This is a genomic window from Streptomonospora alba (assembly GCF_000826685.1).
GTDB lineage: Bacteria > Actinomycetota > Actinomycetes > Streptosporangiales > Streptosporangiaceae > Streptomonospora > Streptomonospora alba.
This window is the reverse complement of record NZ_JROO01000013.1, coordinates 49,463-66,471: the sequence shown is the minus strand read 5'-3', so window position 1 is coordinate 66,471 and position 17,009 is coordinate 49,463. Positions and strand designations below refer to the sequence as shown.

The window sequence follows — 17,009 nt, the reverse complement described above, 5'->3', positions numbered from 1 at the left end:
ACGATGCCCGGTCAGTCTGACGCCGTCCAGGACCGATTGCTGCGCGAGGCCGTCGCGCACTGCTCCGGTCGGCCTCCTTTCACCGGCGGCCCCGAGCAGACCGAGCGGCTGCTGGAGCACTACTACCGGCACGTGGCCACCGAGGAGCTGCAGGAGCGCGATCCCGCGGAGATATGCGGACCGGCGGCGTCCCACCTGGAGTCCGCTCGGCACCGGCCTCAGGGGCGGGCCAAGGTGCGCGTCTACACCCCCTCCCGCGAGCGCGACGGCTGGGAGACCGGCCACTCGGTGGTCGAGATCGTCACCGACGACGCCCCCTTCCTCGTCGACTCGGTCACCATGGAGCTCAGCCGCCGGGGGATCGGCTACGACCTGGTCATCCACCCCCAGCTGCGGGTCGCCCGCGACGTCGCCGGCGACCTGCACGAGGTCGAGCCCGACCCCGACGCCGACCCCGACGGTCTGATCCCGCTCCAGGAGTCCTGGATGCACCTGGAGATCGACCGCTGCAGCGGCCCCACCGCCTGCAAGGAGCTGGCCGCCGACCTCGAACGCGTGCTCGGCGACGTGCACAGCGTCCACGAGGACACCGGCCGGATGCGCCGCCAGGCCCTGCTGCTGGCCGACGAGGTCGCCGCATCCGCCGAGCGCCTGTCCCGCGGCGGCGTCGACGCGCGCGAGATGTCGGAGAGCGTCGAGTTCCTGCGCTGGGTGGCCGACCGCCACTTCCACTTCATGGGCTTTCGCGAGTACACCCTGGTCAGCGCCTCCGACGCCGAAGACGCGCCGGACTCTCCCGCCGAGCGGCTGGGCCTGAGCCCGCGCCCCGGCACCGGACTGGGCTTGCTGCGCGCCGACTCCCCGGCCTCCGAGAGCTTCGCCGCCCTGCCGCCCGAGGCCCGCGCCAAGGCCCGCGAGCCCCACGTGCTGGTGCTGACCAAGGCCAACTCCCGGGCAACGGTCCATCGCCGCAAGTACCTCGACTACGTCGGAGTCAAGCGCTTCGACGAGCAAGGCCGCGTCGTCGGCGAGTACCGCTTCCTCGGCCTCTACACCCATGAGGCGGTGACCACCAGCATCGCCCAGATCCCGATTCTCAAGCGCAAGCAGAACGAGATCCTGGACCTGGCCGGATTCGACCCCGAGAGCTACGACGGCAAGGACCTCGTCGAGATCCTGGAGGGCTTCCCGCGCGAGGAGCTGCTGCAAGCCCCCGTCGACCAGCTCTACGACATCGTGCTGGGGGTGCTGCGCCTGCGTGAGCGCCGCGGCACCAAGCTCTTCCTGCGCCGCGACCCCTACGGCCGGTTCATGTCCTGCCTGGTCTACATGCCGCGGGACCGCTACAACACCGACGTGCGGCTGCAGATCCAGCACGTGATGAGCCGCGCCTTCGAGGGCGCCACCATGGACCACGGCGTCCAGGTCGGCTCCGCGCCCTTCGCCCAGCTCTACCTGGTCGTGCGCGCGGAGGGCGGCAGTATCCTCGCCGACGTCGACCACAGCGCCCTGGAGGCCGAGGTCGTCGCCGCCACCCGGTCCTGGGAGGACGATCTCGACCGCGCTCTGCGCGACCGCTTCGGCGCGGCCCGCGCCGAGGAGCTCCTGCAGACCTACGGCTCGGCGGTGCCCGAGGGCTACAAGGTCGACACCGCCGCCGCGGTCGCCGTCGACGACATCGACCGCCTCGACCGGCTCGACGAGGACGAACTGGCCGTCAACCTCTACCGGCCCGAGAACGCCGAGCCCGGCGAGTGGCGCCTCAAGGTCTACCGCAAGGGCGAGCCGATCTCCCTCTCCCGTGTGCTGCCGCTGCTGGAGCACATGGGCGTGGAGGTCCGCGACGAGCGCCCCTACGGCGTGGCCGGCGCCGAGGCCGGGCGCGCCTGGATCTACGACTTCGGCTTCGCTCCCGTCACCGACGCCGTGGAGCTGCCGGCCGAGCGGCTGAAAGCGCTGTTCGAGGACGCCTTCACCGCGCTGTGGCAGGGCCGCGGCGAGTCCGACGGCTTCAACGCGCTGGTGGTGCGCGGCGGACTCGACTGGCGCCAGCTGACCATCCTGCGCGCCTACGCCAAGTACCTGCGCCAGACCGGCAGCACCTTCAGTCCCGCCTACATCTCCGATGTGCTCGTGGCCAACGTGCACATCGCCAACCTGCTGGTGCGGCTGTTCGAGTCCCGCTTCGACCCCGACCACGAGACGGCGCGCCAGGAACGCACCGAGGCCATCACCGAGGAGATCCGCGGCGAGCTCGACCAGGTCGCCAGCCTGGACCAGGACCGCATCCTGCGCTCCTTCCTGGCCGCCATCGAGGCCACCCTGCGCACCACCTACTTCCAGGGCGGGATCGAGGCTCCCAAGCCCTACCTGGTCTACAAGCTCGATCCGCGCCGCATCCCCGACCTGCCCGCGCCGCGCCCGCGCTACGAGATGTACGTCTACTCGCCGCGTATGGAAGGCGTGCATCTGCGCTTCGGCGCCGTGGCCCGCGGCGGCCTGCGCTGGTCGGAGCGCTTCGAGGACTTCCGCACCGAGGTCCTGGGCCTGGTCAAGGCGCAGACGGTGAAGAACTCCGTGATCGTGCCCAGCGGCTCCAAGGGCGGGTTCGTGTGCAAGCGGCTGCCCGCCGGCGGCGACCGCGACGCGGTCCAGGCCGAGGTCGTCGCCTGCTACAAGCAGTTCATCAGCGGCATGCTCGACGTGACCGACAACCGCGTCGCCGGGCGTGTGGAGCACCCCGAGCGCGTCGTGCGCTACGACGGCGACGACCCCTACCTGGTGGTCGCCGCGGACAAGGGCACCGCCACCTTCTCCGACATCGCCAACGGCATCGCGATCGAACGCGGGTTCTGGCTGGGCGACGCCTTCGCCTCCGGCGGGTCGGTGGGCTACGACCACAAGGCCATGGGCATCACCGCCCGCGGCGCCTGGGAGTCGGTCAAGCACCTCTTCCGCGAGCTCGGCACCGACGTGCAGAACGAGGACTTCACCGCCGCGGGGGTCGGCGACATGTCCGGGGACGTGTTCGGCAACGGCATGCTGCTCTCCCGGCACATCCGCCTTGTGGCCGCGTTCGACCACCGGCACATCTTCCTGGACCCCGATCCCGACGCCGAGAGCTCCTTCGCCGAGCGCCGGCGCATGTTCGAGCTGCCGCGCAGTACCTGGGCCGACTACGACACCGCGGTGATCTCCGAGGGCGGCGGGGTGCACCCGCGCACGGCCAAGTCGATCCCCATCACGCCGCAGGTGCGCCGAGCGCTGGGCATCGACTCCGAGACGACGGCCCTGACCCCGTTCGAGCTGATGCAGCACATCCTCAGTGCCCCGGTCGACCTGCTGTGGAACGGCGGCATCGGGACCTACGTCAAGGCCTCCACGGAGTCCAACGCCGACGTCGGTGACAAGGCCAACGACGCGCTGCGGGTCAACGGCGCCGACCTGCGCTGCAAGGTCGTGGGCGAGGGCGGCAACCTCGGGCTCACCCAGGCCGGGCGGATCGAGTTCGCGCGCAACGGCGGCAGGGTCAACGCCGACTTCATCGACAACTCCGCCGGCGTGGACACCTCCGACCACGAGGTCAACATCAAGATCATGCTCGACCGCGAGGTCGGCGAGGGCAGGCTCGCCAAGGAGGAGCGCGACGAGCTGTTCCTGAGCATGACCGAGGACGTCGCCCAGTTGGTCCTGGCCAACAACTACGCGCAGAACGTGGTGCTGTCGGCCGCCCGCAAGCAGGCCGGCGCGATGATGCACGTCCACGCCCGCTACATGCGCCGGCTCGAGCGCGAGGGCAGGCTCAAGCGCAAGCTGGAGGTGCTGCCCGACGACAAGGACATCGCCTCGCGGCGCAGCGCCGGCCACGGCCTGACCGGACCGGAGTTCGCCACGCTGCTGGCCCACACCAAGAACGCCCTCAAGGACGAGGTCGCCGACTCCGACCTGCCCGGCGACCCCTACCTGCGCCGGACGCTGGTGGAGTACTTCCCCGAGGCGCTGCGCCGGCGCTTCTCCGACGTCATGCCCGAGCACCCGCTGGGCCGCGAGATCATCGCCAACCAGGTCGTCAACGACATGGTCAACCGGGGCGGCACCACCTTCGCCTTCCGCATCGGCGAGGAGCTGGGAGCCGCGCCCGACGACATCGCGCGCGCCTATCTGGTGGTGCGCGAGGTGTTCGGGCTCCGCGCGCTATGGGACGAGATCGAGAACCTGGACCACTGGATCGACGTCGACGTGCAGCTCGACCTGATGCTGGAGGCCCGCAAGCTCGCCGAGCGCGGCACCCGCTGGCTGCTGCGCAACCGCAAGTCGCCCTTCGACCTGGGCTCGGAGACGGCCTTCTTTTCCTCCGGCGTGGCCGAGATCGTGCCGCAGCTGCCCGAGCTGCTGCAGGGCCGCGATCTCCGCCTGTTCTCCGAGCGGCGCGACCGCTTCACCAAGGCCAACGTGCCCCGCGAACTGGCCGAGCGGGTGGCGAGCATGGTCCCGGCCTACTCGACCTTCGATCTGGTCTCCATCGCCAACCGCACGCAGCGCCCGCTGCCCGAGGTGGCCGAGGTGTACTTCGACCTGGCCGAGAGCCTGCAGATCGGGTCGCTGCGCGAGCGCATCATCGCGCTGCCGCGCCACGACCGGTGGGTGACCATGGCCCGGGCCGGCCTGCGCGACGACCTCTACGCCGCGCACGCCGGGCTCACCCGCGAGGTGCTGCAGAGCGGCGAGCCGGGGGAGTCCCCGGAGCGGCTGCGGGGGCGCTGGATCGAGCGCAACCGGGTGGCGGTGGAGCGTTCGGAGCAGACCCTGCGCGAGATCCGCGAGTCCGACCAGTACGACCTGGCCACACTCTCGGTCGCCCTGCGCTCCGTGCGCTCCCTGCTGGTCTCCTCCGGCGAGTGAGTCCCGACCACCCGACCGCCCGACCGCCCGGCCGCCCGGGCCCGGGCCCGGGCCGCCTCGCGGCCCGGGCGGTCGAAGCGGCGGCGCGGCCGCGCGGGTCCGCCGTGGCAGGCACCGGACGTGTTCCCCCTAGACTGGGGCGTGTGGCAGACCTAGACCCCGCAGACAAGATCAAGGAACTCTCCTCCACGCTGGCGAGTGTGGAAGCCGTCCTGGACCTCGGTGCCAAGCAGCGCGAGATCGAAGAGCTGCGCGAGCAGTCTGCCGACCCGGAGCTGTGGAACAACCCCACCCACGCCCAGCAGGTCACACGCAGGCTGTCCCACCTGGAGTCCACGGTCAACAAGGTCGGCTGGATCCGCAGCCGCCTGGACGACCTGAGCGTGCTCTACGAACTCGCCGCCTCGGAGAACGACGCCGACACCCGTACCGAGGCCGACGCCGAGCTGGAGTCGCTGCGCCGCGACATCGGTGCGTTGGAGGTCCGCACCCTGCTCAGCGGCCCCTACGACGAGCGCGAGGCGCTGGTCAGCATCAACGCCCAGGCCGGCGGTATCGACGCGGCCGACTGGGCGCAGATGCTGCAGCGGATGTACCTGCGTTGGGCCGAGCGGCACGGCTATCCCGTCGAGATCTACGACATCTCCTACGCCGAGGAAGCCGGCATCAAGTCGACGACGTTCGCGGTCAAGGCCCCCTACGCCTACGGCACGCTGCGTGGCGAGCACGGCACGCACCGCCTGGTGCGCATCTCGCCGTTCGACAACCAGAACCGGCGCCAGACCTCGTTCGCGGGCGTGGACGTGGTACCCGTCGTGCAGCAGAGCGACCACATCGAGGTCGACGAGAACGAGCTGCGCATCGACGTGTTCCGCTCCTCCGGGCCCGGCGGGCAGAGCGTCAACACGACCGACTCCGCGGTGCGCATCACACACCTGCCCACCGGCATCGTCGTCTCGTGTCAGAACGAGAAGAGCCAGCTGCAGAACCGCACCGCCGCGATGGGGGTGCTGCAGGCGAAGCTTCTGGAGCGCAAGCGGCGCGAGGAGCAGGCCGAGATCGACGAGCTGCGCGGCGAGAGCTTCAGCAGCTGGGGCACGCAGATGCGCAACTACGTGCTGCACCCCTACCAGAGCGTGAAGGACGTGCGCACCGGTGCGGAAAGCGGCAACACCGGCGGTGTGCTCGACGGTGAGATCGACGGCTTCATCGACGCCGAGATCCGCTGGCTGCGCAGCCAGGAGTAGGCCCCGCGGCGGCGCGACGAGGGTATCCGAAGGGCGTCGCCGCTGGACACGCGCTCATGGTGGTCGGTATACGTGAACGTTACCACCGGTTGACACTTCCGATATGCTCTGGTCTGCTGTTCTCTGAACAGCCGAGGCCGATCCGCCGTGTGTGGTCGAGGCCGCCCGAGCATCCGCCCGCCTTCGCGCCCCCGCGCGAGGCTGCGGGCCGATCTGGACATTCCGGGTTGCGATCACCTCTACACTGACGATTGGCCCTGTGGCCGGTACTGCCTCCTGCGGAGCCAGTCATCCGTTGAGGTGCCCCTACCCCTGAGAACCTTGTGATGCTGCCGTGATCCATTTTGAGAACGTCACCAAGGTCTATACGACCCAGAAGCACCCTGCGCTGGAGGACGTCTCCATCGACGTCGGCAAGGGCGAGTTCGTCTTCCTTGTCGGTCCCTCCGGCTCCGGCAAGTCGACCTTCCTTCGGCTCGTCCTGAAGGAGGAGAAGCCCAACAAGGGCCGGGTGCACGTCGCCGGCAAGGACCTGGCGCGGCTTTCCAACTGGAAGGTTCCGCACCTGCGGCGCCGCATCGGCTGCGTCTTCCAGGACTTCCGGCTCCTGCCGAACAAGAACGTCTTCGAGAACGTGGCGTTCGCCCTCGAGGTGATCGGCAAACCGCGGAGGTTCATCCGCAAGGTCGTGCCCGAGGTCGTCGAACTCGTCGGCCTGGAAGGCAAGGCCGACCGCATGCCCGACGAGCTGTCGGGTGGCGAGCAGCAGCGGGTCGCCATCGCGCGGGCGTTCGTCAACCGCCCGCAGATCCTGCTTGCTGACGAGCCCACGGGGAACATCGACCCCGCTACGTCGATCGGCATCATGAAGGTGCTCGACCGAATCAACAGGACCGGGACGACCGTTGTCATGGCGACCCACGACGCCGCCATCGTCGACTCGATGCGCAAGCGCGTGATCGAGCTCGAAGAGGGCGAGGTCGTGCGCGACCAGACCCGCGGCGTCTACGGACAGGCGTACTGACGCTCGGGCCTGCCAGCGCTCCTGCGTTGGTCAGTGCAGCGCGGCGAAGCCCACGAGGATGGACCCTTAACTCTCATGCGTGCACAATTCGTACTTTCCGAGATCTGGATCGGTCTGCGTCGCAACCTGACCATGACCGTGGCGGTCATCACCACGGTGGCCATCTCCCTCGCCCTGTTCGGCGGCGGTCTGCTGATCAACCAGCAGGTGTCGCAGATGCGCCAGTACTGGGACGAGCGCGTGACCCTGACCATCTACATGTGCACGGAGATCTCCAACTCCACCACATGTGAGGAGAACGGGCCGGCCACCGACAAGCAGCGCCAGGACATCCAGAGCGACCTGGAGTCGATGGACCAGGTCAAGAGCGTCGAGTACGTCAGTGCCGAGCAGGCCTTCAAGGATTTCCAGGACCGCTTCGCCAACAACCAGGCGATGATCGACGCCGTCCGCAAGGGCGACCTCCCCGACAACTTCCGGGTGCAACTGGTCGATCCCACCAAGTACCAGGCCGTCGCCAACGAGATGCAGGGCCGGCCGGGCATCGACACGATCTACGACGATCAGCAGGTGCTGGAACAGTTCTTCGGGCTGCTCGACGGCCTCACCACCGCCGCGCTGACCGTCTCCTTCGTGCAGTTGGCCGCAGCCGCGCTGCTGATCGGCAACACCGTGCGACTAGCGGCCTACAACAGGCGCAAGGAGACCGGCATCATGCGGCTGGTCGGTGCGTCGAACTTCTACATCCAGCTCCCGTTCCTGCTGGAGGGCGCCATCGCGGGTCTGATCGGCGGCATCATCGCCTCCGGCTTCATCGTCGCCGCGCGCTTCCTGCTGCTCACCCGCATCCAGCAGTGGTTCCAGTTCGACGTCACACTTTCGACCGGATCCCTGCTGTCGGTCATCGGCGTGTCGATCATCCTGGGTGTCCTACTCTGTACCGTCGCCTCGTTCCTGACACTGCGGCGCTATCTGCGGGTATAGCCCTCGGACAGCGGGTGACCGCGACCCGAGCACCGTCGTCGGCGGTCGAGAAAGGGAATGCCTGTGCCACGGGAAAAAGGGCGCAAGCTCGTCGCGCAGAACCGGCGCGCCCGGTACGACTACCACATCGACGACACCTACGAGGCCGGACTTGTCCTGACCGGCACGGAGGTGAAGTCGCTGCGCGCCGGACGTGCCTCCTTGGTCGACGGGTTCGCCCAGGTCAGGGACGGCGAGGTGTGGTTGGAGAACGTCCACATCCCCGAGTACACGCAGGGGACCTGGACCAACCACGCCGCTCGCCGGCGGCGTAAGCTGCTGTTGCACCGTGAGGAGATCGCCCGACTCATCGGCAAGACCCAGGAGGCCGGGCGCACCCTGGTCCCGCTGTCGCTGTACTTCAGCGAGGGCAAGGCCAAGGTCGAGATCGCCCTCGCGCGTGGTAAGCGCACTTACGACAAGCGCCGCGACATCGCCGAACGCGAGGCCAAGCGCGACATCGAGCGCGCGCTGCGGCGTCGGCGCTGAGGCGCTGTGAAAGGATCGCAAGGGTGTCCCCCCGTCACCTACGCCGCCTGCTAGCGGCAGGAACCGGACTCGCCCTCGTCGCGGTGGTCTCGGGCTGCACAACCCAGCCCTCACCCGAGGTGGCGGTGCGCAACTTCCTGCTGAAGTGGCAGGCCGGCGACTATTCAGCGGCCGCCGCCTACACCGACGGCGACACCGAGAAGGTCGCCGGCGCGCTCGAGGACACCCGCCGCCAGCTCGACCTGGCCGGGTTGCGCTTCTCGCTGGGCGGCATCAGCCAGGACGGCGACTCCGCCGACGCCGAGTTCGAGGCGCAGGCCGACCTGGGCATCGGCGACCCGGTGTGGAAGTACACCGGGTCCATACCGCTGAAGGATGGGCCCCGCGGCTGGGTCATCCAGTGGGGGCCCTCGGTCATCCACCCCGACCTCGGCGAGAGCGAGCGCATCGCCGTCAGCTACGACGTCCCCGATCGCGGCGAGATCCTCGATCGCAACGGGGAACCGCTCGTGGGCACCACCGAGGTGACCGCGTTCGGCGTGGTACCCGCCGACATGGAGGACATGGACCGCGGGGTGGCCGAGCTCGCCGAGCTGGTGAACGAGGACGACGGTCCTCTGCTGGACCGCGTCCGTTCCGCGCCGCCCGAGGAGTTCCAGCCGCTGGTGCTGATGCGCGTCGGCGAGGTCGGCGACAAGCTGCGCAACAGGGCCACGTCGATCCCCGGGGTGGGAACCCAGCGCCTGGACATGCGGCTCAAGCCGCGCGTCGCGGCCCCGATCGTGGGCGAGGTCGCGGGCACCGCCGAGCACAACGTCTCCTCGCGTGTCGCGGGCACCTACCAGGCCGGCGACACCGTGGGGCTGACGGGCCTGCAGAACGTCTTCCAGCAGCGCCTGGCCGGTACGGCCACCACCAAGGTCGTCACCCTCGACGGCTCGGGCGAGGAGACCGGCGTGCTCCACTCGTGGCCGGGCCTGGAGAGCGGGTCGCTGGGGACGAGCCTGGACGTGCGCGTGCAGGAGGCCGGTGAGGCCGCCCTGGAGACCCTGCCCGAGCGGGGCTATTTGGTCGCGCTGGATGCCGGCACCGGTGAGATCCTCGCCTCGGTGGGCACCGGCGGAAACGACGACGACGGCGCCTTCACAACCGAGTACCGGCCCGGCGGAGCGTTCAGCATCGTCTCCTACACGGCCGCGCTGCAGGGGGGAGCCTACTCTCCGGACGACACCATGGCCTGCGACAACCAGACCTCGGTGGGCGGACGCACATTCACGACGCCCAACAACACCGGCCTGTCGGGCATGCCCGATCTGGCCACCAACTTCAGCTACTCCTGCACGACCGCCTTCGCGCAGATGAGCAAGAAGGTCGGCGCCGAGGCGATCACTTCGGCCGCGCGGGACTTCGGTATCGGCGGCGACTGGCGGCTCTCGGTGCCCGCATCCAGTGGGGGCTTCAACACGCCCGAGTCGCCGGGTGAGTCCGCTGCGGCCATGGCCGGGTCCGACCAGGTGCAGGTGACGCCGCTGTCGATGGCGCTTGCGGCCGGTGCCGTCAGGGACGGCACCTGGCACCCGCCACGGCTGGTATCCGATGACGAGGCCGCCGACGTGGCCAACGGGTCGAGCAACCGGCTCGACCCCGAATCCGTCGAGCACGTCCGGGAGATGATGCGCTCGGCCGTGGAGGTCAGCGCCGTCAACGCCGACGTGGGCACCGAACCGGTCCACGGCCAGGTCGCCAACACCACACAGCAGGTGCGCGGCGACGAGACGTCGGTCCAGTGGTTCGTGGGCTACCAGGGCGACCTCGCTTTCGCGCTGGTGGCCGAGGTGCACCCTTCCATCCAGCTCTGGGAGCAGTACGCGGTGAACGCCACGGGCGCGTTCCTGCAGCAACTCCCCTACGGCTACGTCGAGGAGCTGGGGGAGCAGGGCACGCAGTCCGGCGACACCGGCGAAGGCGACCAGTCCGGCCAGGCCGGCGGCACGCCGAGCGCCACCCCGCCCGAGGCGGGCGGCGTGCCCACAGAGCAAGGCGAGTAGCCCGGGCTCCCGGGCGCCTCCGCGCAGGCGGAGGATCGGACCCGGGCTGATTCGCTCCAGGCTGCGGTGAGTTGTCCGAAGCGAGCAAAATATCCGGTGCAGGGGCAACCCCACCGGGGGCGATGAGCGTCTTCACGGGTGACTGGGACCGCAAAGGGGGTTGCGGCGCCCAGTCCAAGGAGCAGGACCTCGTCTCGGGGGAGGCCCTGCCGAAAAGGAAAGGCCGGCCCGACCCTGCCGGCCGCCCTCGCGGGCAGCGTCGATGGTTCCCGTCCGCGCCCGCGAGGGATTCTTTTGTGCCCGGCCCGCCGGGCGGTGCCGGCTCGCGCCCCGGCGAACCGACCGGGGCCGGCACCGACAAAGATCGCGAATCGGCTGCGATCACGGGAATGAGCTTGGACCCCGGTGTGTTCTACCGGTAGCGTTGGATCGCAGGGGACGCCTCAGGCGTTCCCGTACGCGGGCTCCGGCCCGTTGAAAACTCCACAGCGGGGGTGATCGGTTTCGACTTCGATCGCCGTGTCAGGGGAAGCGAGCCGAGGGTTGCGACGTAACCTCGTAAATCCTGCCTCGCAATAAACACAAGTGCCAATTCCAAGCGCACTGAGCTCGCTCTCGCCGCTTAAGCGATAGCGACTCTGTCGGCCTGGGCTCGTCCTCGGCCCAGTGTCCGGCATCGTCTAGAGGACTTACCGCTTAGACCAGGCCACGGGGTCTGAGCGGGACATTCACGTGGCTGGGCTCGTCAGCGACTCGTTCGCGGGAGCGCTGGAGCCGAGTAGAACGCCAACGCGAACTGTGCTCGGAGAAGCCCTGGCTCGTCATCGAAGGACGCGGGTTCGATTCCCGCCACCTCCACGAGCGCGGCCCGCTGTGGTCGACGACCTCCGGTCGTCTTCCCGGCGGGCCGCAGTTGTATCCGGGGGGCGACCCCCGGACCCCCGATGGTGCGGCCCGCTGTGGTCGACGGCCTCCGGTCGTCTTCCCGGCGGGCCGCAGTTGTATCCGGGGGGCGACCCCCGGACCCCCGGCATGAACAGAGCCTCCGACCCGCACGGGCCGGAGGCTCTGTTCATGCGCGGTGGTGTCAGTCGGGTGTGGCGCCGACGAGCCAGGCGACGTTGCGGGCCGTGAGGTCGAGGCTGTCGCTGCTGCCCAGATGGACGCCGAAGGACGCGATGAAGGCGTGGTCGTGGGAGCGGGACTCGCAGAAGACGTCCTCGACCGCGGACTCCGATTCCGGGTTGCTGACCCGCAGATAGGGTGCCGCGTCGTCGATGACGCGTGCCCACACGCCGTAGCGCGTCACGGCCGTGGCCAGGCGGGAGAGCTGGGCGCGTCCGGAGGAGTTCGGCACAGGCGCGGGCGAGGGCCGGAAGTTGCTGCTAGCAGGACGGTCGACCACGGCGGCCTCCTTCACTCGTGCCGGACGCACTGTCACCGCCATTGTGACTCCGAGTGTCCACGAAACGTCGTAGCGTGCCCATGACACGCCGACCGCTCGTACCGGGCCGCCCGCGTCCCCCGTGTCCGGGCGCCTGCACTCACCCGGTATCCGCTTACCTGCGCTCCTTGTCGCCCCGCGCGGGTTCGCCGCCCGCTTCGCGGCCTACCGGCGCGGCGCCCGGCCGCTCGCCGCCGCCGCTGCGCCGAGCCGCCGGACCCGGGGCGGTCCGCGCAGCACCAGCGGCCTGGACCGGCTCGGTGCCGCCTACGGCCGCGCCGTCGCGCCGCGGTGCGGTGGCCTGCCGCGCGCTTCGGCGCGCGGCGCTCCCCGGCCGCAGCGCGTACTTGGCCCCCGTGTACGCCCGGCGTACGGGCCGGGGCATCCGCCGGGCGGCACGCCGGGCTCGCCGCGTGCACGCCCGAGCGCAGCGCTGCGCCAGCCGGCCCTCGGCGCGGCCGACGCGCCAGCCCAGCGGGGTCCAGTACAGGTCCAGTCCGAGGGGCGTGTGCGCGTCGCCCTCGCCCACGCCGAGGTGCAGCACACCGCGCCTGGCAGGCTTCGGCAGGGTTCCCGCCAGCACAGCGGTCGGCAGGTCGCCGCCCTCGGGTGGGCGCGGCGGTGCGCAGACGCGTGCAGTGGTGCTGATCGGCGCCCGGCCCTCGTCGGTGCAGGTGAGTGTGAGCGCTCCCGGCGCCGCCGCCTGCATCGCGAGCGGGATCTCCACGCGCAGCCCTTCCGCAGTGCGTGAGACCTCGGCGGGCAGCCCTGTTCGCAGGGCACGCCGCAGTGGGCGCCAACTGCCGGTCGTGGACAGGGTGAGCAGGCCCTCGGCGTTGAAGTAGGGGTTGGCGAAGCGCGCCGCGTCCCGGGAACCGACGAACGCGGGCGTGCGGGTGCGCTCAGTGCTGTGCGCGCGGTCCGGCCCCAGCGTGCAGTCGCTGCCGATGCCGCCGACGACCACGCGGGTGCTGAACTTCCAGGTCCCGTCGAGGGGGCGCCCGTGGTCGCCGCCGGCAGCGTCGACGCGTACTGTGCCGGTCAGCCGCAGCCGGACGCGGCCCGGTGCCTCGGCGGGCTCCTCGCCGGGCTCGGAGTCCAGTGGCAGTCGGACCACGGCCGGGTCGCCGTTTCGGGTGCCGAAGGCGCGGTAGGCGGTCGCCGGCAGCACCTCGCTGACCTCGGCGGCCTCCTTGATCCGGGGGTTCTCCAGCAGCTCCGCGGGCAGATCCCAGTAGACCGCGGCGCCCTCGCGCACGAACTCCAAGGGGGTGCCCGTCGAGCGGCGCTCCAGCGCGGTGTCGGTTGCCACGGCGAGCACGGAGCCCTCCCAGCGGAAGCCGGTGACGCGGGTGCGGTGGGCGACGTCCTCCTCGAATTCGGCCACGCCCTTCAGCGCCGCCGGGCCGCCCGCGGTGAGCGCGGCCGCCCGCAGCCGCGCGAACGCGTTGAGGCGGTCCAGGGCCGAGTCGGGGACGCGCCGGCGCACGAGGTCGGCGGCCTGCCGGTGCATCCGGGCGACACGTTCGAGGTCTTGGCGCAGGAACCTGCGGCCCTGGAACAGGCCCAGCAGTTTGGAGCGCAGCCAGTGGGCGATAAGCCGGTCGCGGAACGGGCCGGGCTCGACCTCGCTGTCGATGATGTCGAAGATCCGCTCGATGCTGCCCAGGAACTCGGTGGGCTCCTTGGCGGCATAGGAGATGTTGCCGAAGCCCGTGGCGCGCACCCAGTAGTAGCAGGTGTAGTCGTGCACGACGGAGACCCGGTCGGTGGCCAGGTAGGCGCGCAGCATGAACATGTGGTCCTCCAGGCGGACCCGTCCCTCGGGGAACGCGAGCCCGTTGTCCAGGAGGAAGCCGCGCCGGAACATCTTGTGGACCGTCAGGCTGCTCAGCAGCAGCGGATCCGTGCGCAGCGAGCCGTTGGACATGGGCTGCTGGAAGATCTCGCGCGGGGCGGTCCGGCCCACCCCGGCCATGCGGCCGAACACGATGTCGGCCCGGTCCTGGGAGGCCCGGTGGTAGAGGCGGGCGAGCGCTTCCGGGCCGAGCCGGTCGTCGTCGTCCATGAACAGTACGTAGCGACCGCGGGCATGGTGGAGGCCGACGTTGCGCGGACGGCCCGGCCAGCCGGAGTTGTCGATGTGCACGACGGAGAAGTTGGGTTCGCCGGAGACCTCGGCGTCGAGCAGTTCGCCGGTGCCGTCGGTGGAGCCGTCGTCGACGTAGACCACCTCGAAGCGCTCGCGCGCAAGCGTCTGGCGGCGCAGCGAGTCGAGCCCGTGGCGAACCCCCTTCGAGCTGTTGTGTGCCGGCACGACCACCGATACGGCGATGTCCATCGAATCTCCCCCATGCGTGCGGAGCGGTACCGGGGACGGCTACCCGCCGCCCCGCTCCACGCCACATGGGTATCGCTGCGGGCTGCCCGACGCAGCCCAACGCACGGATCCACCTCCACCTGGTGGCCAGGTTCGGCGACCGAGCCGTTCCGGGGAGAGGCCGGGCCGGGCGATCGCCCCGCCCTCCGGCGCGGTGTCAGGGCCGGCGGATCCAGGAACCGTGGTGCATGACGGCCGCCACCGACAGCTCCTCGTCCAGCAGCAGCAGGTCGGCCTTGGCACCCGCGGTCAGCGACCCCACGCCGGGCAGGTCCAGCGCCCGCGCCGGGACCGCGGTGGCGGCGTGCGCCGCCGCCTCCAGCGAGACGCCCATCGTGTGTACCGCCCGGCGGACCGCGTCGGGGAGCACGATCGTGCTGCTGGCGATCTGCCCGGTCTCGGCGATGCGGGCGCGGCCGTCCTCGACGCGCACCCGCAGACTGCCCAGCGTGTATTCGCCGTCGCCCAGCCCGGTGGCCGACATCGCATCGGTGATCAGCGCCACCCTGTGGCTGCCGGCGTTGTCGAACACCAGCCGCGCCGCACCCGGGTGGACGTGCACGCCGTCGTTGATCAGCTCGACGGTGACGCGCTCGTCGTTCAGCGCCGCCGCGATCGGGCCGGGTTCGCGGTGGTGCAGCGGGCGCATCTGGTTGTAGACGTGCGTGGCCACCGTCGCTCCCGCGTCGAAGGCCGCCCGCGCCTCGTCGTAGGTCGCCTCGGTGTGGCCGACGGCGGCGACGACCCCCTCGGAGACGGCTGCGCGGATCAGCTCCAGCGCCCCGGGCAGCTCGGGCGCCACGGTGATCATCCGCACATGGCCGCGTCCGGCCTTGAGCATCCGGGCGAACTCGGCGAGGTCGGGTTCGCGCAGCAGGGCCGGGTCGTGCGCACCGCACTTGCTCGGCGCGATGTAGGGCCCCTCCAGGTACACGCCGGCGATGCCGCCCGCGTCGGCGACCTCGGCGAGCGCCGCGACCTGCGCGAGGGTGTCGTCGGGCGCGGCCGTCACCAGCCCGCCGACCAGCGTCGTGACCCCGCGCGAGCGGTTGAACTCCACGATGCGCATCGCCTGCTCGGGGTCGGCGTCGGTGAAGGCCGCGCCCGCGCCGCCGTGGATGTGGATGTCGACCGCGCCGGGCAGCACCCATCTCCCCTCGGCGTCGACGGTCTCGGTGTCGCTTTCGGGCGGCTCGCCCGTGCCTAGAGCCGTGATGCGCTGGTTCTCCGCCCGCAGCCAGCCGACCCGCACCCCGTTCGGGGTGAGCAGCCGTGCGTTCGTCAGCGTCGTCCCGGTCGGCCCTTGGCCCATGTCGTGCGTCCTCCTGTGCCCGATAACACCCTGGTCGCCCTCCTCCGGCGGGAATGTCGATCGCGCCCCGCACGGCCCCGCGGAACGGGGGCCGTCGGCCGGGAGCGCCGCCGATACCGGCGCGGCAGAGGGCGGGCGGTCACATCCGCCCAGCATTGACGATAGCCGGGACCCCCAGCATCATGGTGACCATGTCCGCCGGTGAGCTGCTCGTCCAGCGCTTGCACGTCGACCTGCGCCGGCAGGCCAGCGCACTCTGTCGCAGGTAGCGCGGGCCGGGAGCCCTCCTCCTCCCCGCCCGATCCGGCGCCGAACGGTCGGCGCCGCGCCGCCCGCCGCCCTCGCAAGCGCGGCCACCGCCTGACACCGCCGTCGCCGACCCCGGCGCGCCGCGCACCGGCGTTCCGACGCGCCGGTCCCCGCGGATCGGCGCCGCTCCGCGGGCGCCGCCTGCCGCGATCGGCCGCCACCACCGCCACCGGCCGCGACCCGACGGTGCCGTCGGTCTTCACGCCCGCACACGGTCAGACCAGCCGCACGCACCAGGAGTTCGAGCATGTCCCGATTCACCGTTGTCGTCGCCGACCCCCAGCCGCGATCGGAGATCCGCGCCGCGGCCGCGCACGCCTCAGCCGCCCTGTCCCGCCTCGTCGGCCCGCTCGCCTCGGGCGGCACGCAGGGCGGATCCGGCACCCGCACCGGATTCGACAGGACCGACGTCGTCGACCTCGCCGACCTCGGCCCCGCGCTGCTGGCCGCACGCCCCGGTCGCGACGTCGTCGAGGCGCTGGAAACCGTCCGTCGCAGCGACGTGCTGCTGGTGGCCTCGCCTCAAGCCCACGGCAGCTACACCGGTCTGCTCAAGGTCTTCCTGGACCGCCTGCCGGAATTGGGTCTGGGCCACGGGGTGGCCGTGCCGATGGCCGTCGTCGACGACCTGCGCAACGGGCGCACGATCGAGGACGACCTGCGGGTGCTGCTGGCCGACCTGGGAGCGTGGGTCGTCGAGCCGGGCCTGCTGGTGAGCCGCCGCGAGCTCGCCGAGCCGCGCGGCGTCGTCGACGCCTGGGCCGAGGTCGCGGCACCGGCGCTCGGCGAGGCGCTTTCCGTGCGCGTGTGATCCGGGTGCGGTGCGCCGGC

11 protein-coding genes and 1 other RNA gene are annotated in these 17,009 nt (G+C 70.9%); 9 read left to right on the top strand and 3 right to left on the bottom strand.

The features are described from left to right. The first annotated feature begins 3 nt into the window (after positions 1-3). The 7 genes from LP52_RS08085 (at position 4) to ssrA (ending at position 11,594) form a co-directional block, all read left to right on the top strand. Positions 4-4,902 carry an NAD-glutamate dehydrogenase gene (locus LP52_RS08085; protein WP_040272093.1) on the top strand — a complete coding sequence of 1,633 codons (4,899 nt, stop codon included), beginning with the start codon at positions 4-6 and terminating at the stop codon, positions 4,900-4,902. Between the two features lie 143 nt (positions 4,903-5,045). Further along, positions 5,046-6,149 (top strand): peptide chain release factor 2, encoded by a 1,104-nt coding sequence (gene prfB / locus LP52_RS08080; RefSeq protein WP_040272092.1) that lies wholly within the window; start codon positions 5,046-5,048, stop codon positions 6,147-6,149. 334 nt (positions 6,150-6,483) lie between these two features. Further along, the gene (gene ftsE, locus LP52_RS08075; RefSeq protein WP_040272090.1) at positions 6,484-7,173 is read left to right on the top strand and encodes a cell division ATP-binding protein FtsE; all 690 of its coding nucleotides are present in this window, start codon (positions 6,484-6,486) and stop codon (positions 7,171-7,173) included. A 75-nt stretch (positions 7,174-7,248) separates the two neighbouring features. Then, positions 7,249-8,157, top strand: a complete 909-nt coding sequence (gene ftsX / locus LP52_RS08070; protein ID WP_052809593.1) for a permease-like cell division protein FtsX — start codon at positions 7,249-7,251, stop codon at positions 8,155-8,157. 57 nt (positions 8,158-8,214) lie between these two features. Then, the gene (smpB, locus tag LP52_RS08065; RefSeq protein ID WP_193789964.1) at positions 8,215-8,685 is read left to right on the top strand and encodes an SsrA-binding protein SmpB; all 471 of its coding nucleotides are present in this window, start codon (positions 8,215-8,217) and stop codon (positions 8,683-8,685) included. A 23-nt stretch (positions 8,686-8,708) separates the two neighbouring features. Next, positions 8,709-10,733: a penicillin-binding transpeptidase domain-containing protein gene (locus LP52_RS08060; RefSeq protein ID WP_040272086.1), complete on the top strand. Its 2,025-nt coding sequence runs from the start codon at positions 8,709-8,711 to the stop codon at positions 10,731-10,733. Between the two features lie 490 nt (positions 10,734-11,223). Next, positions 11,224-11,594: a transfer-messenger RNA gene (ssrA, locus tag LP52_RS26360) on the top strand. A gap of 226 nt (positions 11,595-11,820) precedes the next feature. Here the strand turns inward: ssrA and LP52_RS08055 are convergent. The 3 genes from LP52_RS08055 to nagA form a co-directional block, all read right to left on the bottom strand. Further along, on the bottom strand, positions 11,821-12,138 hold the full coding sequence (locus LP52_RS08055) for a hypothetical protein (protein WP_040272179.1): 318 nt from the start codon (positions 12,136-12,138) through the stop codon (positions 11,821-11,823). A gap of 154 nt (positions 12,139-12,292) precedes the next feature. Beyond that, complete coding sequence (locus LP52_RS08050; RefSeq protein WP_052809592.1) at positions 12,293-14,518, bottom strand: glycosyltransferase family 2 protein; 2,226 nt, start codon at positions 14,516-14,518, stop codon at positions 12,293-12,295. Positions 14,519-14,714: 196 nt separating this feature from the next. Then, on the bottom strand, positions 14,715-15,869 hold the full coding sequence (gene nagA, locus LP52_RS08045; RefSeq protein ID WP_040272085.1) for an N-acetylglucosamine-6-phosphate deacetylase: 1,155 nt from the start codon (positions 15,867-15,869) through the stop codon (positions 14,715-14,717). Between the two features lie 53 nt (positions 15,870-15,922). On the opposite strand from nagA, the gene LP52_RS28845 reads away from it, so the two are divergent. Both LP52_RS28845 and LP52_RS08035 read left to right on the top strand, forming a co-directional pair. Further along, positions 15,923-16,138: a putative leader peptide gene (locus LP52_RS28845; protein WP_338011627.1), complete on the top strand. Its 216-nt coding sequence runs from the start codon at positions 15,923-15,925 to the stop codon at positions 16,136-16,138. A 287-nt stretch (positions 16,139-16,425) separates the two neighbouring features. Further along, positions 16,426-16,989, top strand: coding sequence for an NADPH-dependent FMN reductase (locus tag LP52_RS08035; RefSeq protein WP_040272081.1), 564 nt, complete (start codon positions 16,426-16,428; stop codon positions 16,987-16,989). Positions 16,990-17,009 lie beyond the last annotated feature (20 nt).